Genomic DNA, 18,691 nt, shown 5'->3' on the forward strand with positions numbered 1-18,691 from the left:
TAAGTCAGAGAACTTCGGGACGACTCCTCTGCGAGGTATATTCCCTTTTTCGTTTACTAAATCAGCAGAAAACATCTTGCATATATCAAGAAATTTAGCGAATATTGCATATAAGTTGTGCATAATTGAGCTGTATATTAATAGTTTGATCACCATTAAAATACTAATAATCAATGATATGCACAACTTATTTCCTGACATTTTTTAGTGAATTAATTCCGCCAACGGGTATATCTTTGTTTCTATGTATGATCAGCTTGTTCTTGCTGGTTATTTCTTCTTTACCTCACCACCACCATGATGAAGGCGGTATTTGCTTTAAGAAAGATCTGGCCGAACATCCTATTCATCATCATGCTGATGATACGTGTTGCAATGATCAGTGCATCGCACAAATACAACCTCTTCACCCTTCAGGCGCTGAAAAGATTGTCTCGCCAGATTATTTTCTCATCCTTACACTCTTTACCGTGCCACTTATTGAGTGGCTGCTACAACCACAACAAAGGGTACTCAAAAACCAAGCATATCATTACCTAGAGAGGCTTCACAGCTCTCCGGTCACTTCGCATAACCAACTTCGCGCCCCTCCTGTGCTTTCTGCAATTCTGTAAAATACAGATTTTCTTATCAGTTAGCTGGGGTATTTCAGATCGAAATACTCGTTTATACGTATACTATTAATATTATAGATAAATAAACGATGAATAAAGTTATATATACAGGCGGCTTATTGCTGTGCCTGCTGGCATTGGGCGGATGCCGTTCAAATAGCGAAAGCGATCACCGTCACGAGCACGAAACAGAAGGTGAGCATGAACATGAAGGTCATGGCGAAGAGATTATTTTCCACAAAGAAAAAGCAGAAGCAGCCGGGATTGAGGTCAGCACCGTAAAAAGCGGAACATTCTATCAGGTTCTTCAAACGAGTGGTGAAATTATGGCTGCTCAGGGGGACGAAAAAACGTTAGTAGCATCAGTGTCAGGCATTGTCTCTTTTCAAACAAAGATAGTGGAAGGTATGAAAGTAGGTGCAGGTAGTATGCTGTTGAGACTTTCATCAAACAACATTGCCGATGGTGATCCGGTGCAGAAGGCCAAAGTTGCTTACGAAACATCGCAAAAGGAGTTTAACCGGATGCAGGTGCTGGTAAAAAGCAAAATTGTATCCGAAAAGGAGTTTAACACCGCTCGTCAGAACTATGAAACAGCTAAGATCAGTTACGAATCTCTGGCTTCCGGGCACTCCAGGTACGGACAAGCCATTCAGGCACCCATAAGTGGTTATATTAAAAACATTTTAGTGAAAGAGGGTGATTACGTATCAACCGGACAGCCACTCATGCAAATCAGTCAGAACCGTCGACTCTTCCTCAAAGCTGAGATCTCAGAAAAGGATTATGCACATCTGCCTCATATTACCACAGCCCGTTTCAAAACAGCCTACAGCCCAAAGATTTACTCCCTGAATGAGTTGAACGGCAAACTGCTTTCATTCGGCAAGAGCACTAACGGTAGTTCTTATTTTATACCGGTAACATTTGAATTTGACAACAGAGGCGATGTGGTTCCTGGCAGTTACGTGGAAGTTTATCTGCAATCGTCTCCGATAGAAAATACAATTGCCATTCCTCGAAGTGCGTTGACAGAAGAACAGGGTATTTACTACGTTTACCTGCAACTCGACGAAGAAGGATACGCCAAACAGGAAGTGACGCTGGGAACCGATAACGGCGAATTTGTTCAAATAACGAGCGGACTTAAAAATGGCGACCGTCTGGTTACCAAAGGTGCCATGCACATTAAACTAGCCTCCGCAAGTAATGCGATCCCTGCTCATTCACACGAACATTAAGAGAGAACGGTCATGCTAAATAAAATTATTCATTACGCATTGCACAACAGGTTAGTTGTGCTTGCCGCCTCGTTTATTTTACTGATAGCGGGGCTATGCACGGCTGTTCATACAGAAGTTGATGTCTTTCCCGATTTAAATGCGCCCACGGTGGTAATTATGACCGAAGCAAGTGGTATGGCGGCCGAAGAAGTTGAACAACTGGTTACTTTTCCCATTGAAACGGCCGTGAATGGTTCAATCGGCGTAAGAAGAGTACGTTCTTCCTCTACCAATGGTTTCTCGGTAGTCTGGGTGGAATTCAACTGGAACACTGATATTTACCTCGACAGGCAAATTGTATCCGAAAAACTAGCTGAGGTCAGCGAATCATTACCTCCTACCGTGGGTAGGCCTACGCTGGGGCCACAATCGTCTATTTTGGGTGAAATGCTTATTGTAGGACTTACGGCCGACTCAACTTCCTTGCTTGATTTGCGCACAATAGCCGACTGGAGTATAAGGCCGCGTCTTCTTTCGACCGGTGGTGTAGCTCAGGTTTCTGTTTTAGGTGGTGACATCAAAGAGTTTCAGATTCAACTAGATCCGGGATTAATGAAACACTACGGTGTTAGTGTTGATGAAGTGGTTGCAGCTACCAAGGATATGAACCTAAATGCGAATGGCGGTGTGGTATACGAATATGGCAATGAATACATTGTACGGGGTGTATTGTCAACCAACAACGTAGAGCGTTTAAAGAAAGCTCTGATTCGAAAAACCAACGAAAGACCAATATACTTAGGCGATGTGGCCGAAATTAAAATAAACGGCAAAGCACCCAAGCTGGGTTGTGCGTCTTTACGTGGTCACGAAGCTGTGTTATTAACCGTAACCAAACAGCCTAACACAAGTACGATTGAACTAACCGAAAAGTTAGAAGAAGCCTTGAATGATATACAAAAAAACCTGCCACGTGATGTTAAAGTATCTACTGATATATTCAGACAAAGTCAATTCATAGAATCATCTATCCACAATGTACAACGTTCATTGTTGGAAGGCGGTATTTTTGTAGTTATTGTTCTGTTCTTGTTTCTAGCCAATGTGCGAACGACACTTATCTCTTTAGTAACCCTTCCTCTGTCATTGCTTGTATCCATATTGGTACTACATTATATGGGAATGAGTATTAATACCATGAGTTTGGGAGGAATGGCCATCGCTATTGGTTCGTTAGTCGACGACGCCATTGTCGATGTGGAAAATGTATTTAAAAGGCTACGCGAAAATAAATTAAAGCCTGTAGCCGAACAAGATTCCGTTATTAAGATAGTTTTTGAGGCATCCAAAGAAGTACGAATGCCCATTTTGAACTCAACGCTAATTATTGTTGTGAGCTTTGTGCCTCTTTTTTTTCTAACAGGGATGGAAGGGCGTATGTTGGTTCCGCTAGGCGTTTCCTTCATCGTATCTTTATTTGCATCGACCATAGTGGCGCTCACTCTCACCCCCGTGTTATGTAGTTACTTGTTGGGCCGAGAAAAAGGAGACAAACTACCTAAAGAAGCTTTCGTTGCTTTATGGATGCAGAAAATTTACCGTAGAAGTTTGATGTGGGCATTAGCCAATAAACGCATCGTGCTGGCAGGTACGGCTGTTTTATTTATTGCAGCGCTAGTGACATTCCTGAATCTGGGAAGAAGTTTCCTCCCCTCTTTTAACGAAGGCTCATTTACTATCAACGTGAGCTCACTGCCGGGAATTTCGCTCGAAGAAAGCAATCGTTTAGGATTACAGGCCGAACAAGCCTTGCTCTCTATTCCGGAAATACAAACTGTGGCACGTAAAACCGGTAGAGCAGAACTTGACGAACATGCATTGGGAGTCAATGTATCCGAAATCGAAGCCCCTTTTATTCTGAAAGACAGGTCGCGTAACGAACTGATTGCCGATGTACGCAAGAAACTATCAATTATTTCAGGAGCAAATATCGAAATAGGCCAGCCCATCAGTCATCGTATTGACGCTATGTTATCGGGAACCAGGGCAAATATCGCCATTAAACTTTTTGGTGATGATTTGAATAAGATGTTTGTTATGGGAAATCGCATCAAACAAGCTATTGCGCAGATAGAGGGAATAGCTGACTTGAATGTAGAACAACAGATAGAACGCCCACAATTAACCATTGTGCCTCGTAGAGAGATATTGGCCAAATATGGTATCACTCTACCTGAGTTCTCAGAATACATCCGGATTGCATTGGCCGGAGAAACCGTTTCTCAGGTATACGAGGGGGGAAAAGCGTTCGACTTAACGGTGAAAGTGAAAGAGAATAGCAAGGATGAAATGGCCAAAATAGCAGCTTTGACTATTGATACATCCGACGGCAAAAAGGTTCCTCTTAGTTATGTGGCCGACATTTCTTCCACCGCCGGTCCCAACACCATTAACCGGGAAAATGTAAAGAGAAAAATTGTTATTTCAGCCAACGTGGAAAACAGAGATCTTCGTAGTGTGGTAAACGATATACAGAAGCAGATTGACGAAACCATTACCCTACCCGAGGGTTATCACATTGAGTACGGTGGCCAATTTGAAAGCGAAGAGGCGGCTAGTAGAACGCTGGCATTAACCTCCTTCTTGTCCGTTATCGTCATCTTTTTACTACTCTATCATCAATTCAAAAGTAGCACTCAGGCGGGAGTCATCCTGCTTAACCTGCCGCTTGCATTGATTGGTGGGGTATTTATGCTGGCCGTAACAGCCGGTGAACTAAGTATTCCGGCTATCATCGGTTTTATATCACTATTCGGAATTGCAACGAGAAACGGTATGTTGTTGGTGAGTCATTACCAGCATCTTCAAGACGTAGAAGGCTATTCTTTGCAGGAAAGTATCATTAAAGGTTCGCTCGACCGACTTAATCCGATATTGATGACGGCACTTTCATCGGCCTTAGCACTCATCCCGTTAGCCATTAATGGTGATCTGGCAGGCAACGAGATACAGAGTCCCATGGCAAAAGTTATTTTAGGAGGGTTGCTGACATCCACTTTCCTCAACGGATTCATTGTGCCCATTGTATACCGGTTCACCGCAGCTAAAAAGAAATCTAATCATTAATACGTATTAAAGATGAGAAAAATAAAAATAGTCCTCTACCTCGTTATTTGTTTCGGTAATATTTCAGCCAGCGGACAAATAACTCATGAGACGGGTTCCATAAACGAATTACTTCGTAGCGTGGAAACTCACAATACTGAACTGAAGGCCTTTTCTCAACGCATGCAGGCCCAGAAAACGGAAAACAAACTGAGTAATAACCTGCCAGATCCTACTGTGAGCTATTCACATCTGTGGGGAGCTGATAACAGTAGTGAAACAATTGGTGAATTGATTGTGTCGCAAAGTATGGACTTTCCTACATTGTACCATACTCGGCGGCAACTTAACAGGCAGAAAAATGTAATGGCCGATCACGAATATCAATTAAAAAGAAGAGCGATTCTGCTCAAGGCACAAGAAATCGGCTTTGACATTATTCTGCTCCGCAAGGAACAACTTCTATTAAAGGAACGCTATCAAAATGCTTCTGAACTAGCTATTTTGTATCAACAGCGGATTGAAAGTGGCGATGCCAATGTCATTGAACTTAATAAAGTTAAACTGGAATTGCTCAATGCTAAAACTGAAGCTAGTATAAACGAAACGAATCTTAAGAAGAAAGAAGAGGAACTGATTATATTAAATGGAAGCATTCCCTTTCAGACAGAGCAGCTAACTTACCCAGCGATTGTTTTGCCTACTGATTATGCCGAAATAAAAGATGATGTGTTGAACGGAGAATTGGCACTGGCAGCTTTAGAACAGGAAAGCCGGGTTGGGCACAACTTGCTGAAAGTAGCCCAAGAAAGCTGGTTGCCTAAATTGGAAATAGGATACCGCAGAAATACAGAATCGGGCGCCCCGTTTAACGGGTTCGTAGTAGGATTCAGCGTTCCATTGTTTGAAAACAAAGGCAAAGTAAAAATGGCCCGGCAGCAATTGCTCAGCACTGAGTTGAGTAAAGAGCAGGTTAAAAGCGAAACTTCCTACAACGCATTGCAGAACTTTCGCGAAGCACAAAAAACAAAACTACTCATGGATGAATATGCTTCGCTATTCAAGGAACACTCCGACTTACTTATTCTAAAGGAAGCATTAAAAAGTGGTCAGATATCATTGATAGAATATTTTTCCGAAGCAGCAATTATCTATCAAAGTCAACTCAACTATCTCCAGCTAGAGAACAAATATCATAAAACAGTAGCCAGCTTGTTTAAAAACAAATTATAGGGTGCGTACTATCTCGGGTAAATAACCGCTTCTTATCCTCCATTCTTGGGGATACAAATTATTAGCTCTGTTCCCGATATTTTTCACAAATCCTAATGGCAATTGTTTGTAAGTGAGCAATACATATCCGCGAGGGGCTGTTACATCTAATGTGACAGCCTCTTTCCTCAGGTAGGCAATGGCCTGTTCATAAGCGACTTCTACCCGAGGAAAAATGTCGGAACGAAGAACGGAGCTCATGGCTAGAGAGTGATCGGGAATCAGGTCCTTGCCTTTCACTTCTCCGATAACAACACCTGCAAAAATAACATGCAGATATTTCTGGATGAGCTGTAACTCATTTTGGTACTGCATTGGAAAAGCATATATCGCTGAGGGATTAAGAGACAACAATTGGTATTCCTCATTCTTATCAACCCATGTTTTGGCCTTTTCAAAAAACTCCTTCAAAGGTGCAACTCCTCCTTTGTTTTTGCTTTTACCGGACTTGGGTCCACCAGCAGAGAGAGTCCGCTGGTTTTCTTCTTTTCCGTATGGTTTACGTAAAACAGCTAAAAAGAATCCTTCTCCTTTGGTTATATGGGGCATAAAACGGTAAACTGGTAATCTCGCATCGATAAGACATCCTTTAATACCCCATTCTTCATGGGTATCAACAGGCAATACCTCCGCGCCCAATTCATGTTGCATCCACAAAAGATTTTCTTCATCTTCGTGTGTATTATAAGTGCAGGTACTGTAAATAAGTAGTCCACCCGGCTTAAGTGAAGGCCAGATATCAGCAAGTATCCGTCGTTGTCTTTTCCAGCACACATCCACGTTTTCTTGGCTCCATTCGGTTACGGCCGTTGCATCTTTACGGAACATACCTTCACCCGAACAAGGTACATCAGTGAGAATCACATCAAAGAAATGCTCCAAACAAGTGAAATCAGCCGGATCATTATTAGTTACCACCACACACGGGTTGCCCCACTTTATGATATTCTCAGCTAATATATTTGAGCGTGAACGAATCACTTCATTGGCAACAAGCAAACTACCTTCGGGTAAAACTCCCAAGCAATGCGTTGATTTTCCTCCGGGTGCTGCACATAGATCCAGCATCACAGACGGAACATTTACATATTGTTTCAGAGCTTGCTCCAAAAACATGGAAGAAGCTTCCTGCACATAGTAGCAACCGGCATGAAACAACGGGTCAAAGGTAAAGGTAAAACGTTCATCCAAGTAATAACCGGTAGAACACCATGGAACACTCTCCAGACGAGGGTCATTCCTATACCCTGCCATTGATTTTAAGGGATTGAACCGAATACTAACAGGGGTTTCCTGTTGCAAGGCTGTGTAAAGTTTATCATACTCCTCTTCGCCCAATAAATGGCGCGTATATGCTATAAAGTCGGCAGGTAAGTTCATTTTGTTCTTTTAAAGAATGCAAATATCAAAAATATTTCGTCTCTTTGCAACTTTCAGTCGCACATAATCCGTCTAACACACAAAGAAGAAATTTAAATTAAAAAATAAGAAGCATATGAAACGAATCATTTTTGTATTAATGGCCAGTATGGCCTTGTGTTCGCTGACGCTGGCTCAGAACAAAACAATCGCAGCAAAAGACAGCGTAGAAAAAACCAAAGTCACAGTTACTCAAAATGACAATTCTGCTGATGAAGAAAACTCAGATGCAACTTCCGCAGCTGAGTATACGGACACTCCCGATACCTCTTCAAACAATGCAACAATGTCTTTTGATGATGATTTTCCTTTTCAAACAAATGGAAAAGGCTGGGAAGCAGCTTTATTAATACCCATCATTGCTATTGTAATGGGCATAGGTCTTCCAATGTTTATTGTCTTTATAGCTTTTTACTTCAGGTATAAAAACAAGAAAGCGCAATACAGACTTGTAGAACAGGCTTTAGCCGCCGGACAGCCTATCCCGGAAAGCATGTTCAAGCAGAATTTGGATAGCGACATTCGGGTAAAGGGAATTAAGAATACCTTTTTAGGACTGGGACTTTTTATCTTCTTGTGGGCACTAACCGACGAATTCGGACTAGGGTGTATAGGTTTACTAATTATGTTTACCGGGTTGGGACAGTTGGTTATTCACTACACACAAGAATCGTCATTTAAGGGAAGCACGACTAACAGACCGACAGCTCCCAGACAATGTGACGAGAAAGCGGAAGAAAAAGAAGCCAAGCAGTCAGTTGAAGAATGAGTCAGCTTAACGACATATCATTAGTAGCGCAGGTCGTGGTGTTTAAAAACACCAAGGCCTTCGACGAGTTGGTTAAAAAGTATCAGTCGCCCATCAGGCGCTTCTTTTTAAATCTGACGTGTGGTGATAGCGAATTAAGCGATGACTTGGCACAAGACACATTTATAAAGGCATACACAAACATTGCATCTTTCAAAAATTTATCGAGTTTCTCAACTTGGCTGTACAGAATTGCATATAATATTTTTTATGACTATATTCGCAGCCGGAAAGAGACTAACGATTTAGATGCCAGGGAGGTAGATGCTATTAGCAGCGTAGAGCAAGATAATCTGGGCCAGAAGATGGACGTTTATCAGTCGCTTAAAACTCTCAAGGAAATAGAACGGACTTGCATAACACTATTTTACATGGAAGATGTAAGCATAGAGAAGATAGCAGGAATCACCGGATGCCCTGTTGGTACGGTAAAGTCACACTTATCAAGGGGAAAAGAAAAGTTAGCTAATTACTTAAACAAAAACGGTTATGACAGAAATTGATGATAAAATGCTAAAACAATTCTTCAATGACAATAAGAATGAGGTTGAAGATAACGGATTCAGCGAAAGAGTAATGTCACATTTACCGGGAAGAGCCCAACGCTTGGCTAAACTGTGGACATTGATTTCTTTCCTTTTAGCAATTACTTTATTTGTGATACTTGACGGTTTTCAAATTATTGCAGGTATCTTGAGAAATGTATTTGTTTCTCTTGTACAAAATGGAGCCGAGAATGTAGATCCCAAATCACTTCTCATTGCATTAATTGTACTCGTGGTAATAGGTATACGCAAAGCATGTTCCATTGCCTGATTGAATGATATATATTTTATTATTTTGACGTATACAAAAAGAGATATAAAACTATTGCTTTTTTTATTCATTTCTCTCTTGTGCATGCAAGGTTATGCACAAGAGAGAAATGATTCTATTTACACGACTGATTCGCTACTTAATAACCAAAGAAGCGATTCAATTCTGGTTCACTTTCTACAGAAAATACAAATTCCAATAACTGACACCAATGAAGTGAAACTTTTAAAGAGTGGAGAAGAAAAATTTCTCTGTCTCTTTTCTGAAATAAAAAAAGCTAAGCATCACATTCACCTAGAGTACTTTAATTTTCGCAACGACTCTATAGCCAATGCTCTTTTTGAGCTTTTAAAAGTCAAAGCCAAAGAAGGCGTTGAAATACGTTTGATTTTTGATGCATTCGGCAATTGGTCGAATGATAAACCGTTAAAACAAAAACACTTGGATTCCATAAGTAGTTATGGGATAGAGATTACTAAATTTGATCCGTTTAGATTTCCTTACCTAAATCATGCTTTTCACAGAGACCATCGAAAGATAGCCATCATTGACGGAACTATTGCATACACAGGTGGAATGAATGTGGCCGATTACTACATAAAGGGACTACCCAAGATAGGCAGTTGGCGAGATATGCACATCCGTATACAAGGAAAAGCCGTGAAATACTTACAAGATATTTTTCTGGAAATGTGGAATGAAACAACCAAACAGCAAGTTAAAGGAGCTGCTTATTATCCCCAATTCTCAGAAGACACAGCTATATTTGATAAAAGCATCGCTATTGTTGACCGCGCACCGCGCATCCGTTCCAAAGAAATGCGGAAGACTTATGCAGCATCCATACGGTCGGCCCAACACTGCATACAGATTGTAAATCCTTACTTTGTTCCTACGCATTCTATTCGTGAAGCCCTGAAAGATGCACTTGCCAGAGGTGTAAAAGTAGAAATCATGATTTCATCCAAATCGGACATACCTTTCACTCCGGAAGCGACATTCTACCTCGCTCATAAACTAATGAAACGAGGAGCTAACATATACTTATTTAATAAAGGGTTCCACCACTCCAAAATTATGATGGTGGATAGTTTATATTGTACCGTAGGTTCGGCTAACCTCAATAGTCGGAGTTTACGCTATGATTACGAAACCAATGCTTTCATTTTCAGCAAACAAACCACAAAAGAGTTAAGCGATTTATTTGAAAAAGATAAAAAAGGAAGCATCTTACTTACTCCTCAAAGATGGAAAGAACGCTCAAACTGGAAAAAAATTCTCGGATGGTTTGCTAACTTACTCACTCCATTTATTTAAAATTCGTATAGCAAAAAAGAAACATTCTGCGTACATTTGCATACATAAGCAATATTCACTGAAACATGAAACAATATTTGGAACTTCTCGACAGAGTACTAAAAGAAGGAATCAGAAAGGAAGACCGAACTGGAACCGGAACGATTAGCGTATTCGGACACCAGATGCGGTTTAACCTCGAAGAAGGTTTCCCATGCCTTACAACCAAAAAGCTTCACTTGAAATCAATTATCTATGAGCTTTTATGGTTTCTCAAAGGAGATACCAACATCAAGTATCTGCAGGAAAACAATGTTCGTATTTGGAACGAATGGGCAGATGCAAACGGTGATTTGGGACATATTTATGGATACCAATGGCGTTCGTGGCCCAATTACGAAGGAGGGTTTATTGACCAAATCAGCGAGGCTATCCATACCTTGAAAACCAATCCAGATTCTCGCAGAATCATTGTAAGTGCGTGGAATGTTGCAGATATTCCCCATATGAATCTGCCGCCCTGCCACATCCTTTTTCAGTTCTATGTAGCCAATAATCGTTTGAGCATGCAACTGTATCAACGAAGTGCCGACATTTTTCTAGGTGTACCTTTTAATATTGCTTCTTACGCCTTACTTTTACAGATGGTAGCGCAAGTCACAGGTTTACAGGCAGGAGATTTTGTGCACACATTAGGTGATGCACATATTTATCTCAATCATCTGGACCAAGTTAAACTACAACTATCACGTGATCCGCGTCCACTCCCCCAAATGAAAATAAACCCGGATGTGAATGATATCTTTAAATTCGAATTCGAAGATTTTAGTCTGGAAAACTATAACCCGCACCCACATATTAAGGGAGAAGTATCTATATAAGCTGATGAATGAAATTATTATAATAGCTGCTATTGATAAAAGGAATGCCATTGGTTTCCAAAATAAGCTCCTTTATTGGTTGCCCAACGATTTGAAACGTTTTAAGACGCTAACAACAGGCAATACACTCGTTATGGGAAGAAAAACGTTTGAGTCACTTCCCAACGGAGCGCTTCCAAACAGGAGAAATATCGTAATTTCTTCCAATCGGGATTTAAGCTACGCAAATGCTGAAATATTTTCAAATTTGGAAGAGGCCATACGGAGCTGTCAGGACGAGAAAGTATTTATAATTGGCGGTGAGAGCATTTATAAACAAGCTATTGATTGGGCCGATCGCTTGTGTATGACTGAAATACATGCAGAGGCAGAAGATGCAGATGCCTATTTCCCCACTATCAAACCTGATTATTGGAAAGAGGAAAGCAGAGACGATCATCCTGCTGATGATAAACATCCCTGCTCTTATTCGTTTGTCAATTACGTAAGACGAAATTAATCCTCATCAATATCTACCATGATGGGCATCTGTCTTTTAATTGCTTCATGGAAAGAAATCAGCGTTTCAGTTCTAGCCAAGCCCAATGGTTGTAATTTATCATGGATAATGCTCAATAAATGATGGTTGTTCTTGGCATATATTTTAATAAACATATCATATTGGCCGGTAGTAAAATGACATTCAACCACTTCAGGAATATGCTCCAATGCTTTCGCTACAGAATCAAAAGATTCAGGATCCTTCAAATATAAACCAATATAGGCACAAGTTTCATAACCTATCTTTTCCGGATCAAGAACATATTCAGAACCTTTTAGTATTCCTAAGTTTGTAAGTTTCTGAATTCGTTGATGTATGGCAGCACCGGAAACGTTACAAGCTCTGGCAACCTCTAAAAAAGGAATCCGGGCATTGCCAGCTATAAGTTTCAGAATTTGTTCGTCTAATGAATCCAATTGATGATGTCCCATTTAAATCAAATTATATAAGTATAAAATTATACATTGTATTTTTTCGCAATGAATATGCAAAGTTAATCATTTATTTCACAAATAATCATTCAATTTATTACTTTTATTTGCAAAATAAAGATAAATCAAAAGAAACAGAAAACAAAAACACAGTCTATGTATTAACAAGAATAATGCATACCTTTGCAATATTCAAATTGTTATATTATGAAATTACTATTAAGTATCCTTGTAGCTATTTTGTGCATTGGTAATACCTACGCACAGAAATTCGAAGATTATTTCGTCAACAAAAGTATAAGAGTTGATTACATATTTGCCGGAAACAGTTCGGCTCAACAAATCTATCTGGATGAACTATCGGCCTTGCCTGAATGGGCCGGTAGAAAAACACATCTAAATGAAGTGCCTCTGAAAGGGAACGGGCAAATCATTATGAAAGATATTAAAACCCAGCAAGTAATTTACAAAACATCCTTTTCTTCTCTTTTCCAAGAATGGATAACGACTGAGGAAGCTAAACAAACAGCTAAATCCTTTGAAAATAGTTTTGTTCTGCCGTATCCTAAGGATAGCGTGGAAGTGGTAGCATTATTGTTCGATAGCTACGGAAAAGAAACGAGTAAACTAAAACACATCATTGATCCGAAAGATATATTGATACACCAAAAAGAATCTGCGCACATCCCATACAAATACATTATACAAAACGGCGACTATAGCCAATGCATTGACATTGCTATTCTTGCAGAAGGTTACACGGAAAAAGAGATGCAACAATTCTATGCTGATGCAGAAATTGCCTGTCAAAGCCTTTTTGAGCATGAACCTTTCAAATCAATGAAAAGTAAATTCAACGTGGTAGCTGTTGCATCACCTTCAACTGATAGCGGGGTAAGCATTCCCAAAGATTGTTTATGGAAGAAAACTGCTTTTTCATCACATTTTGATACTTTTTACTCAGAGAGATACCTGACTACCAGCAGAGTGAAACAAATTCACAACGCCCTGGCAGGCATACCTTACGAGCACATCATCATTCTAGCTAATACCAAACAATATGGAGGTGGAGGAATATTTAATGCCTTTACACTTACTACAGCACATCATCCTCTCTTCCGCCCCGTTGTTGTACACGAATTTGGCCATAGTTTCGGTGGATTAGGAGATGAATATTTCTATGAAGATGATGTCATGAATGACACGTATCCTAAAAGCGTAGAGCCTTGGGAGCCCAATATTACCACTCTAGTAAACTTTAGTACGAAATGGAAAAGTCTACTGAATACCTCTACTCCGATACCTACGCCGGTAGATAAAAAAGACAAGTACCGCATTGGCGTTTATGAAGGGGGTGGTTATTCCTCCAAAGGGATATATCGTCCTGCATACGACTGCAGAATGCGTACCAATGATTGCACAGAATTTTGTCCGGCATGCCAAGACGCATTGCGTAAACTAATCCTTTTTTACACTGAAAAATAAAATGATTGAGATTGTCCGTATCACAGATTGTTCTACCCAAGAATATCAATTTACAGAAGAATTATTAACCGCGAGCTTTCCCGAAGAAGAATACCGGGAGTTAGCTATGCTGAGAAAATATGTAGAGAAGGAAAAAGATTTTTACTATCACATTATTTTGCATGACGAAGAACCCATTGGCTTGGTTTCATTTTGGCAACTAAGCAACTATTACTACGTGGAACATCTTGCTGTCCACACCAATAAAAGAGGGAAAAATTATGGAGGACTGATTCTAAGTCTACTGAAAGAGAGACTGCAACAGATTATATTAGAAGTGGAGCTTCCAAACGACGAAACATCCATGAAAAGAATCAAATTCTACCAAAGAAATGGTTTCCATCTTTTAGACTATGATTATCAGCAGCCTCCATATAGAAAAGGAGGCAGATGGATTCCCATGAGACTGATGACAAACTGCGTTTCATCGAGCGAACAGATCCCACAAATTGTGAAAGAAATACATCAGAAAGCATATCACTGCATCAAGTAAGTGATAAGACTACATAAAAAAAGAGATAGCCGTTTGACTATCTCTTTTTTTATATAATTAGCTAACTGATTACTGACGCGGCTGCGCAGAATAGTTAATCTTAAGAGCGTAAGCTTGACGAAGAGCCTGTTTAATATCAGTTACAACACCCATCTTAGTTTCTTTGTCAATTTTCAAAGATACCGTCATAAAGGGTTGGTCCTCTTCTTTCATACTTGATCTCTCTTGCGTAATATAGTCTTGAATCTGACTAATTTCAGCATAACTATCATTTAACTGGATACGGCTTTCAGAACCGAGTTTCTTACGAAATTCAGCGGTAGGCTTACCCACATAGATGAAAGTTACAAGAGACTTCTTCTCTAATTTTTCCAATTCAGTACCCGTAGGAACCTTGAACTCAACCTTTAATGTAACTTCACGCATTGTTGTTACAATCATAAAGAAGAACAACAAGGTGAAAATAAGGTCAGGTAGAGAAGAAGTATTCAGCGCAGGCATTCCACGCTTACCGGTTTTATTAAATTTTCCCATTACTTCTTTCCTCCTCCGTAGTTTTTAGGTTCAGCCTCAGATATCTTCTGAGGATAAATGTCACGAATCGCTTTTTGCTGCTCTTCATCCAAATCAAGATAATTTTTCTGCCACTTTTCCTGAGCAAGTTCATCTCTTAACTCATTGTATGCGGCAACTAGTTCATTTTGAACATCAATATATGCCTGATAAGTTGAATTACGGTCATTTTGTAAAGAGATCACGTGTTTCTCCGTTACCTGAACATTACCAAAGAAAGGAATATCCTTATTGTATTTTTCAGGCAATGATTCGTCATTGTACGGATTCGCAATGAAATCTTTTGCTCTTTGTCTTAATTGCTTAATGCTGATATAGTCCTTACCACACATTAGTTGGTCTTGGAAATTCAGGTAAACAACAAGAACATTTCGTTCTTTAACTATCACATCATCTTGTTTTTGATCCTTTTCGGGTGGAGGCGGCAAGCGTCTGGCCAAACCACGGTCAGTATCCATAGATGTTGTAATAAGGAAGAAGATAAGCAACAAGAAAGCAATATCCGCCGTAGAACTTGAGTTAATCTCAGGTACACTTCTTTTTCCTTTTGCCATTTTATGCTATCTCCTAATTATTTAAATTTCTTAGAAATCCCGAATCCTAAAATCAATAGGATCAGAACAGCCATCATTATGTAAATAGTATATAAGAACATATCTGTCAGCTTCAACCAGAAGGGCACATTTTCAGCACCATCATAACCCGGCATTACCAACGCCTGCTCACTACCTGCAGCCCAAGTAACGATTAAAAGACCTACAAGAACTATAATACTAGCTAACGATTTAATAGCAGCTTTTGGTGAATCAATAAAGTTCATCACAAACTGGTAAACAGCCGCAGCCAAAGTTATAACAATTGTTATACCTAATAGAACATACATCAAATAGATCAGAGAATCCGTATATACTGGCTGTGACATATCCGGTACAAGTGGATTGGGATCTTCCCCGCCAAAGAAGAAGAGGCCTGCCACAATAATCGTAATAGCAAGTATTACGTAAAGTACCGAACCTGAAACTTTCTGAATTTTCATTTTCATATCCCTGACTAATTATTTTTTGTATTTCAAATTGTATTTAATTACCATATCAAGCAATGTAATAGAAGAATCTTCCATATCACTTGTCAAGGCTTCAATTTTAGAAAGGATGTAGTTGTAGAATAACTGAAGAATCAAAGCAACGATCAAACCGAAGATAGTTGTGATCAAAGCCACTTTCATACCACCAGCAACAACTGTAGGAGAAATATCACCAACTTGTTGGATTTTGTCGAATGCCTGAACCATACCGATAACTGTTCCCAAGAATCCCAAAGAAGGAGCCATTGCGATGAACAGTGTGATCCAAGAACAACCTTTTTCAAGGTAACCAGCTTGTACACCACCATAAGAAACTACTGATTTCTCAACCACGTCGATACCTTGATCAACTCTCATCAAACCTTGATAGAAGATTGAAGCAATAGGACCTCTTGTGTTGCGACATACGTCTTTAGCAGCTTCAACATCACCTTTTTCCAAAGCAGCCTCAACAGCAGCAATCAGTTTCTTTGAGTTAACTTCAGCCAAGCTCAAGTAGATAACTCTTTCAATACAGAAAGCCAAACCGATAACTAAAGCGATAGCTACGAAACTCATGAAGAATGCAGAACCCTCGATGAACTTAACTTTAAGTTCTTTGTGAATACCACCTTCTTCAGCACTAACAGGTGCAGCAGCAGCTTCGTCAGCCGGAGCAGCAACTTCCTGAGTAGCAGCAGAATCAGTAGCAACAGCTTGTTCAGTTTGTTCAGCCGCAGGTGCATCTTGAGCCTGAGCAAGTTGAGTTGAGCCAAATGTAAGGACTCCCATCACAGCAACAATTGCAAATAACTTTTTCATTGTGTGTCTAATTTTTAAGATTAATTAATTGAATTATTATTATTATATTTACTCACGTTCTATCATTTAATAACAGCGGAGAGAGCGGGATTCGAACCCGCGATACACTTTTGGCGTATACACGCTTTCCAGGCGTGCCTCTTCAACCACTCGAGCATCTCTCCAACGATACATCCATCAAAGAAACAGATGTCTTGGTGATGCATCCGAATACCTTTTGAGGATTTCAGGCACAAATGTATTCTTTTTTTTCTTTTTCCCCAGCATTATCGCTTTTTTATATTTAAGTTTCCCACAAAATTAATAAACTTTAAAATCTGAATGGAGTTATTTGAGCATTCCAAACACTTTTAATGCATTCTCAGACGTGAGTTGGGAAAGGTGTTCTGGACTTACTTTACACACCTCTGCCACTTTCGTCAAAGTATCCTTTATAAAAGCACTTTCATTGCGTTTACCCCTGTGTGGTACAGGGGCCAGATAGGGAGAATCTGTTTCCAAGACAAGCCTATCGAGCGGAATAAGAGGTAGTATCTGAGGCAAAACAGATTTCTTGAACGTTACGGTTCCATTAATCCCAAACATAAATCCGCCAAATTCCATAGCTTGATTCAATTCTTCAGGTGTGCCCATAAAACTATGAAATATGCCTTTCAGCGAACTGCCTTCGTACTCTTTCAGCACCTTATATATATAGCTAAAAGCATCTCTACAGTGAATAACAATCGGCAAGTTATATTGCAAAGCCAATTCTATCTGAAATTTGAAAGCCTCAATCTGCTCATCAAGAAAAGTTTGATCCCAATACAAATCCATGCCCACTTCACCCACAGCAACATACGTTTCATTTTCCTTCAGCTGCCGGCTGATCTCTTGTAGTTCATGTTTGTACATACCATTCACACTAGTAGGATGTAATCCAATCATAGGGAAGCAATAACCTTTGTATTGGTTACAGACCTCTAATAAAGGAGTTACCGTACTACTGTCAATATTGGGCATAAATATATGTGAAACACCTGCCATACGGGCTCTTTCAATCACTTGAGGCAGGTCTGAGGAGAATTCCTCCAAAAACAGATGTGAATGTGAATCGATAACAGTCATTAATCTTTCTTTTCTCCGGCTCTATAATAATATACAATACCGTATTCACGGCATAAATCTAATCTCTTATCGACATCGGGTACGTCTTTATAATAATCTTCAATTTGATTCCACGCGTCCAAAATCAACTCATCAACCTGCGGCCTCATCAAAGTCACATCTTCCAGACTTTCTGCCGTCAGCCGCTGCAAATTCTTTTGCCTCTCGTTGCTTTCAACAAAGATATCATAACGGACCTTCACTTTGGCTATTGTGGGATTATAAATAGGTATCCCACCTTCGGATGTACGTTTCATTTCACCTACGATAATTTTCTCTCCCCACTCCATTAACGCAGTTTCGCTGATCAAGTCTGGGACATTATGTACATTGGGCTGTAATCCATAATAGTTTTTTTGCGCAGGTTTAATTTCCATACGCAATGCAGCCAAATTAAGTACCTGAATAAAATGAGAAATGTACAAGCGTGCCAATTTCGTATTTTCCTGATGCTTTCTACTAGCTTTAGACTGATTATCAAAACAATCTTTATAGTACTCACTCAATCGTCTGAAACGGTTTAGCAAGCCTCTGATCTTTGATATGGTATTCAAAGACACCGCCATTTCGGAAACAGAGATCATTCCAACTTTTTCCAGAAGCTTTTCCATGGCTCTAATTCTGGCTTGATCGGTATTTGGTAAACGTCTGTAGGGCATGAAAC

20 protein-coding genes, 1 tRNA gene and 1 pseudogene are annotated in these 18,691 nt (G+C 39.8%); 12 read left to right on the plus strand and 10 right to left on the minus strand.

The window, feature by feature from the left end:
- Window positions 1-135 (minus strand): annotated as a pseudogene (locus tag C511_RS18630) (IS982 family transposase); the annotation flags it as partial.
- A 38-nt stretch (window positions 136-173) separates the two neighbouring features.
- Between C511_RS18630 and C511_RS17840 the strand changes: the two are divergent.
- From C511_RS17840 to C511_RS0106365, 4 genes are all read left to right on the plus strand, one after another.
- Window positions 174-614 carry a DUF6769 family protein gene (locus tag C511_RS17840; protein ID WP_161625900.1) on the plus strand — a complete coding sequence of 147 codons (441 nt, stop codon included), beginning with the start codon at window positions 174-176 and terminating at the stop codon, window positions 612-614.
- Window positions 615-703: 89 nt separating this feature from the next.
- Window positions 704-1,855, plus strand: coding sequence for an efflux RND transporter periplasmic adaptor subunit (locus C511_RS0106355; RefSeq protein WP_024997605.1), 1,152 nt, complete (start codon window positions 704-706; stop codon window positions 1,853-1,855).
- Between the two features lie 12 nt (window positions 1,856-1,867).
- Window positions 1,868-4,963, plus strand: a complete 3,096-nt coding sequence (locus tag C511_RS16315) for an efflux RND transporter permease subunit (protein WP_051260468.1) — start codon at window positions 1,868-1,870, stop codon at window positions 4,961-4,963.
- Between the two features lie 12 nt (window positions 4,964-4,975).
- Window positions 4,976-6,175, plus strand: a complete 1,200-nt coding sequence (locus tag C511_RS0106365; RefSeq protein ID WP_024997606.1) for a TolC family protein — start codon at window positions 4,976-4,978, stop codon at window positions 6,173-6,175.
- Here the strand turns inward: C511_RS0106365 and C511_RS0106370 are convergent.
- Window positions 6,170-7,594 (minus strand): methyltransferase RsmF C-terminal domain-like protein, encoded by a 1,425-nt coding sequence (locus C511_RS0106370; protein WP_024997607.1) that lies wholly within the window; start codon window positions 7,592-7,594, stop codon window positions 6,170-6,172. The genes C511_RS0106365 and C511_RS0106370 overlap by 6 nt on opposite strands.
- Window positions 7,595-7,709: 115 nt before the next feature.
- Between C511_RS0106370 and C511_RS0106375 the strand changes: the two genes are divergently transcribed.
- The 6 genes from C511_RS0106375 (at window position 7,710) to C511_RS0106400 (ending at window position 11,933) form a co-directional block, all read left to right on the plus strand.
- Complete coding sequence (locus tag C511_RS0106375; RefSeq protein ID WP_024997608.1) at window positions 7,710-8,402, plus strand: DUF6249 domain-containing protein; 693 nt, start codon at window positions 7,710-7,712, stop codon at window positions 8,400-8,402.
- Window positions 8,399-8,944, plus strand: a complete 546-nt coding sequence (locus C511_RS0106380; protein ID WP_024997609.1) for an RNA polymerase sigma factor — start codon at window positions 8,399-8,401, stop codon at window positions 8,942-8,944. Before C511_RS0106375 ends, C511_RS0106380 begins: the two co-directional genes overlap by 4 nt.
- Window positions 8,931-9,257: a DUF5056 domain-containing protein gene (locus C511_RS0106385; protein ID WP_024997610.1), complete on the plus strand. Its 327-nt coding sequence runs from the start codon at window positions 8,931-8,933 to the stop codon at window positions 9,255-9,257. The genes C511_RS0106380 and C511_RS0106385 overlap by 14 nt, the downstream gene beginning before the upstream one ends.
- A gap of 84 nt (window positions 9,258-9,341) precedes the next feature.
- Window positions 9,342-10,574, plus strand: coding sequence for a cardiolipin synthase (gene cls / locus C511_RS0106390; protein ID WP_051260470.1), 1,233 nt, complete (start codon window positions 9,342-9,344; stop codon window positions 10,572-10,574).
- 65 nt (window positions 10,575-10,639) lie between these two features.
- The gene (locus C511_RS0106395) at window positions 10,640-11,434 is read left to right on the plus strand and encodes a thymidylate synthase (RefSeq protein WP_024997612.1); all 795 of its coding nucleotides are present in this window, start codon (window positions 10,640-10,642) and stop codon (window positions 11,432-11,434) included.
- A gap of 4 nt (window positions 11,435-11,438) precedes the next feature.
- Window positions 11,439-11,933, plus strand: a complete 495-nt coding sequence (locus tag C511_RS0106400; RefSeq protein ID WP_024997613.1) for a dihydrofolate reductase — start codon at window positions 11,439-11,441, stop codon at window positions 11,931-11,933.
- Here the strand turns inward: C511_RS0106400 and C511_RS0106405 are convergent.
- Window positions 11,930-12,406 (minus strand): Lrp/AsnC family transcriptional regulator, encoded by a 477-nt coding sequence (locus C511_RS0106405; RefSeq protein WP_027317952.1) that lies wholly within the window; start codon window positions 12,404-12,406, stop codon window positions 11,930-11,932. The two genes, C511_RS0106400 and C511_RS0106405, sit on opposite strands and share 4 nt — an antisense overlap.
- A gap of 207 nt (window positions 12,407-12,613) precedes the next feature.
- Between C511_RS0106405 and C511_RS0106410 the strand changes: the two genes are divergently transcribed.
- Together C511_RS0106410 and C511_RS0106415 are read left to right on the plus strand one after the other, a co-directional pair.
- Window positions 12,614-13,891, plus strand: coding sequence for an IgA Peptidase M64 (locus C511_RS0106410; RefSeq protein ID WP_024997614.1), 1,278 nt, complete (start codon window positions 12,614-12,616; stop codon window positions 13,889-13,891).
- A gap of 1 nt (window position 13,892) precedes the next feature.
- Entirely contained in the window at window positions 13,893-14,423 is a 531-nt protein-coding gene (locus C511_RS0106415) for a GNAT family N-acetyltransferase (RefSeq protein WP_024997615.1), read from the plus strand.
- A gap of 69 nt (window positions 14,424-14,492) precedes the next feature.
- Here C511_RS0106415 and C511_RS0106420 read toward each other — a convergent pair whose 3' ends face one another.
- From C511_RS0106420 to C511_RS0106450, 7 genes are all read right to left on the minus strand, one after another.
- Window positions 14,493-14,957 carry an ExbD/TolR family protein gene (locus C511_RS0106420; RefSeq protein WP_024997616.1) on the minus strand — a complete coding sequence of 155 codons (465 nt, stop codon included), beginning with the start codon at window positions 14,955-14,957 and terminating at the stop codon, window positions 14,493-14,495.
- Window positions 14,957-15,550, minus strand: coding sequence for an ExbD/TolR family protein (locus C511_RS0106425; RefSeq protein WP_024997617.1), 594 nt, complete (start codon window positions 15,548-15,550; stop codon window positions 14,957-14,959). Before C511_RS0106425 ends, C511_RS0106420 begins: the two co-directional genes overlap by 1 nt.
- A 17-nt stretch (window positions 15,551-15,567) precedes the next feature.
- Window positions 15,568-16,038 carry a hypothetical protein gene (locus tag C511_RS0106430; RefSeq protein ID WP_024997618.1) on the minus strand — a complete coding sequence of 157 codons (471 nt, stop codon included), beginning with the start codon at window positions 16,036-16,038 and terminating at the stop codon, window positions 15,568-15,570.
- 12 nt (window positions 16,039-16,050) lie between these two features.
- On the minus strand, window positions 16,051-16,881 hold the full coding sequence (locus C511_RS0106435) for a MotA/TolQ/ExbB proton channel family protein (RefSeq protein ID WP_024997619.1): 831 nt from the start codon (window positions 16,879-16,881) through the stop codon (window positions 16,051-16,053).
- A 76-nt stretch (window positions 16,882-16,957) separates the two neighbouring features.
- Window positions 16,958-17,045: transfer RNA gene (locus tag C511_RS0106440), tRNA-Ser, on the minus strand.
- A gap of 163 nt (window positions 17,046-17,208) precedes the next feature.
- Window positions 17,209-17,988: a TatD family hydrolase gene (locus C511_RS0106445; RefSeq protein WP_024997620.1), complete on the minus strand. Its 780-nt coding sequence runs from the start codon at window positions 17,986-17,988 to the stop codon at window positions 17,209-17,211.
- Window positions 17,988-18,686: a hypothetical protein gene (locus tag C511_RS0106450; protein WP_024997621.1), complete on the minus strand. Its 699-nt coding sequence runs from the start codon at window positions 18,684-18,686 to the stop codon at window positions 17,988-17,990. Before C511_RS0106450 ends, C511_RS0106445 begins: the two co-directional genes overlap by 1 nt.
- Window positions 18,687-18,691: the final 5 nt, after the last annotated feature.

The organism is Bacteroides graminisolvens DSM 19988 = JCM 15093 (assembly GCF_000428125.1).
Taxonomy (GTDB): domain Bacteria; phylum Bacteroidota; class Bacteroidia; order Bacteroidales; family Bacteroidaceae; genus Bacteroides; species Bacteroides graminisolvens.

Bases quoted from the DNA above. Each gene is read 5' to 3' on its own strand.
- C511_RS17840 (WP_161625900.1), top strand. From the start codon at position 174: ATGATATGCACAACTTATTTCCTGACATTTTTTAGTGAATTAATTCCG.
- C511_RS0106355 (WP_024997605.1), top strand. From the start codon at position 704: ATGAATAAAGTTATATATACAGGCGGCTTATTGCTGTGCCTGCTGGCA.
- C511_RS16315 (WP_051260468.1), top strand. From the start codon at position 1,868: ATGCTAAATAAAATTATTCATTACGCATTGCACAACAGGTTAGTTGTG.
- C511_RS0106365 (WP_024997606.1), top strand. From the start codon at position 4,976: ATGAGAAAAATAAAAATAGTCCTCTACCTCGTTATTTGTTTCGGTAAT.
- C511_RS0106370 (WP_024997607.1), bottom strand. From the start codon at position 7,594: ATGAACTTACCTGCCGACTTTATAGCATATACGCGCCATTTATTGGGC.
- C511_RS0106375 (WP_024997608.1), top strand. From the start codon at position 7,710: ATGAAACGAATCATTTTTGTATTAATGGCCAGTATGGCCTTGTGTTCG.
- C511_RS0106380 (WP_024997609.1), top strand. From the start codon at position 8,399: ATGAGTCAGCTTAACGACATATCATTAGTAGCGCAGGTCGTGGTGTTT.
- C511_RS0106385 (WP_024997610.1), top strand. From the start codon at position 8,931: ATGACAGAAATTGATGATAAAATGCTAAAACAATTCTTCAATGACAAT.
- cls (WP_051260470.1), top strand. From the start codon at position 9,342: ATGCAAGGTTATGCACAAGAGAGAAATGATTCTATTTACACGACTGAT.
- C511_RS0106395 (WP_024997612.1), top strand. From the start codon at position 10,640: ATGAAACAATATTTGGAACTTCTCGACAGAGTACTAAAAGAAGGAATC.
- C511_RS0106400 (WP_024997613.1), top strand. From the start codon at position 11,439: ATGAATGAAATTATTATAATAGCTGCTATTGATAAAAGGAATGCCATT.
- C511_RS0106405 (WP_027317952.1), bottom strand. From the start codon at position 12,406: ATGGGACATCATCAATTGGATTCATTAGACGAACAAATTCTGAAACTT.
- C511_RS0106410 (WP_024997614.1), top strand. From the start codon at position 12,614: ATGAAATTACTATTAAGTATCCTTGTAGCTATTTTGTGCATTGGTAAT.
- C511_RS0106415 (WP_024997615.1), top strand. From the start codon at position 13,893: ATGATTGAGATTGTCCGTATCACAGATTGTTCTACCCAAGAATATCAA.
- C511_RS0106420 (WP_024997616.1), bottom strand. From the start codon at position 14,957: ATGGGAAAATTTAATAAAACCGGTAAGCGTGGAATGCCTGCGCTGAAT.
- C511_RS0106425 (WP_024997617.1), bottom strand. From the start codon at position 15,550: ATGGCAAAAGGAAAAAGAAGTGTACCTGAGATTAACTCAAGTTCTACG.
- C511_RS0106430 (WP_024997618.1), bottom strand. From the start codon at position 16,038: ATGAAAATGAAAATTCAGAAAGTTTCAGGTTCGGTACTTTACGTAATA.
- C511_RS0106435 (WP_024997619.1), bottom strand. From the start codon at position 16,881: ATGAAAAAGTTATTTGCAATTGTTGCTGTGATGGGAGTCCTTACATTT.
- C511_RS0106445 (WP_024997620.1), bottom strand. From the start codon at position 17,988: ATGACTGTTATCGATTCACATTCACATCTGTTTTTGGAGGAATTCTCC.
- C511_RS0106450 (WP_024997621.1), bottom strand. From the start codon at position 18,686: ATGCCCTACAGACGTTTACCAAATACCGATCAAGCCAGAATTAGAGCC.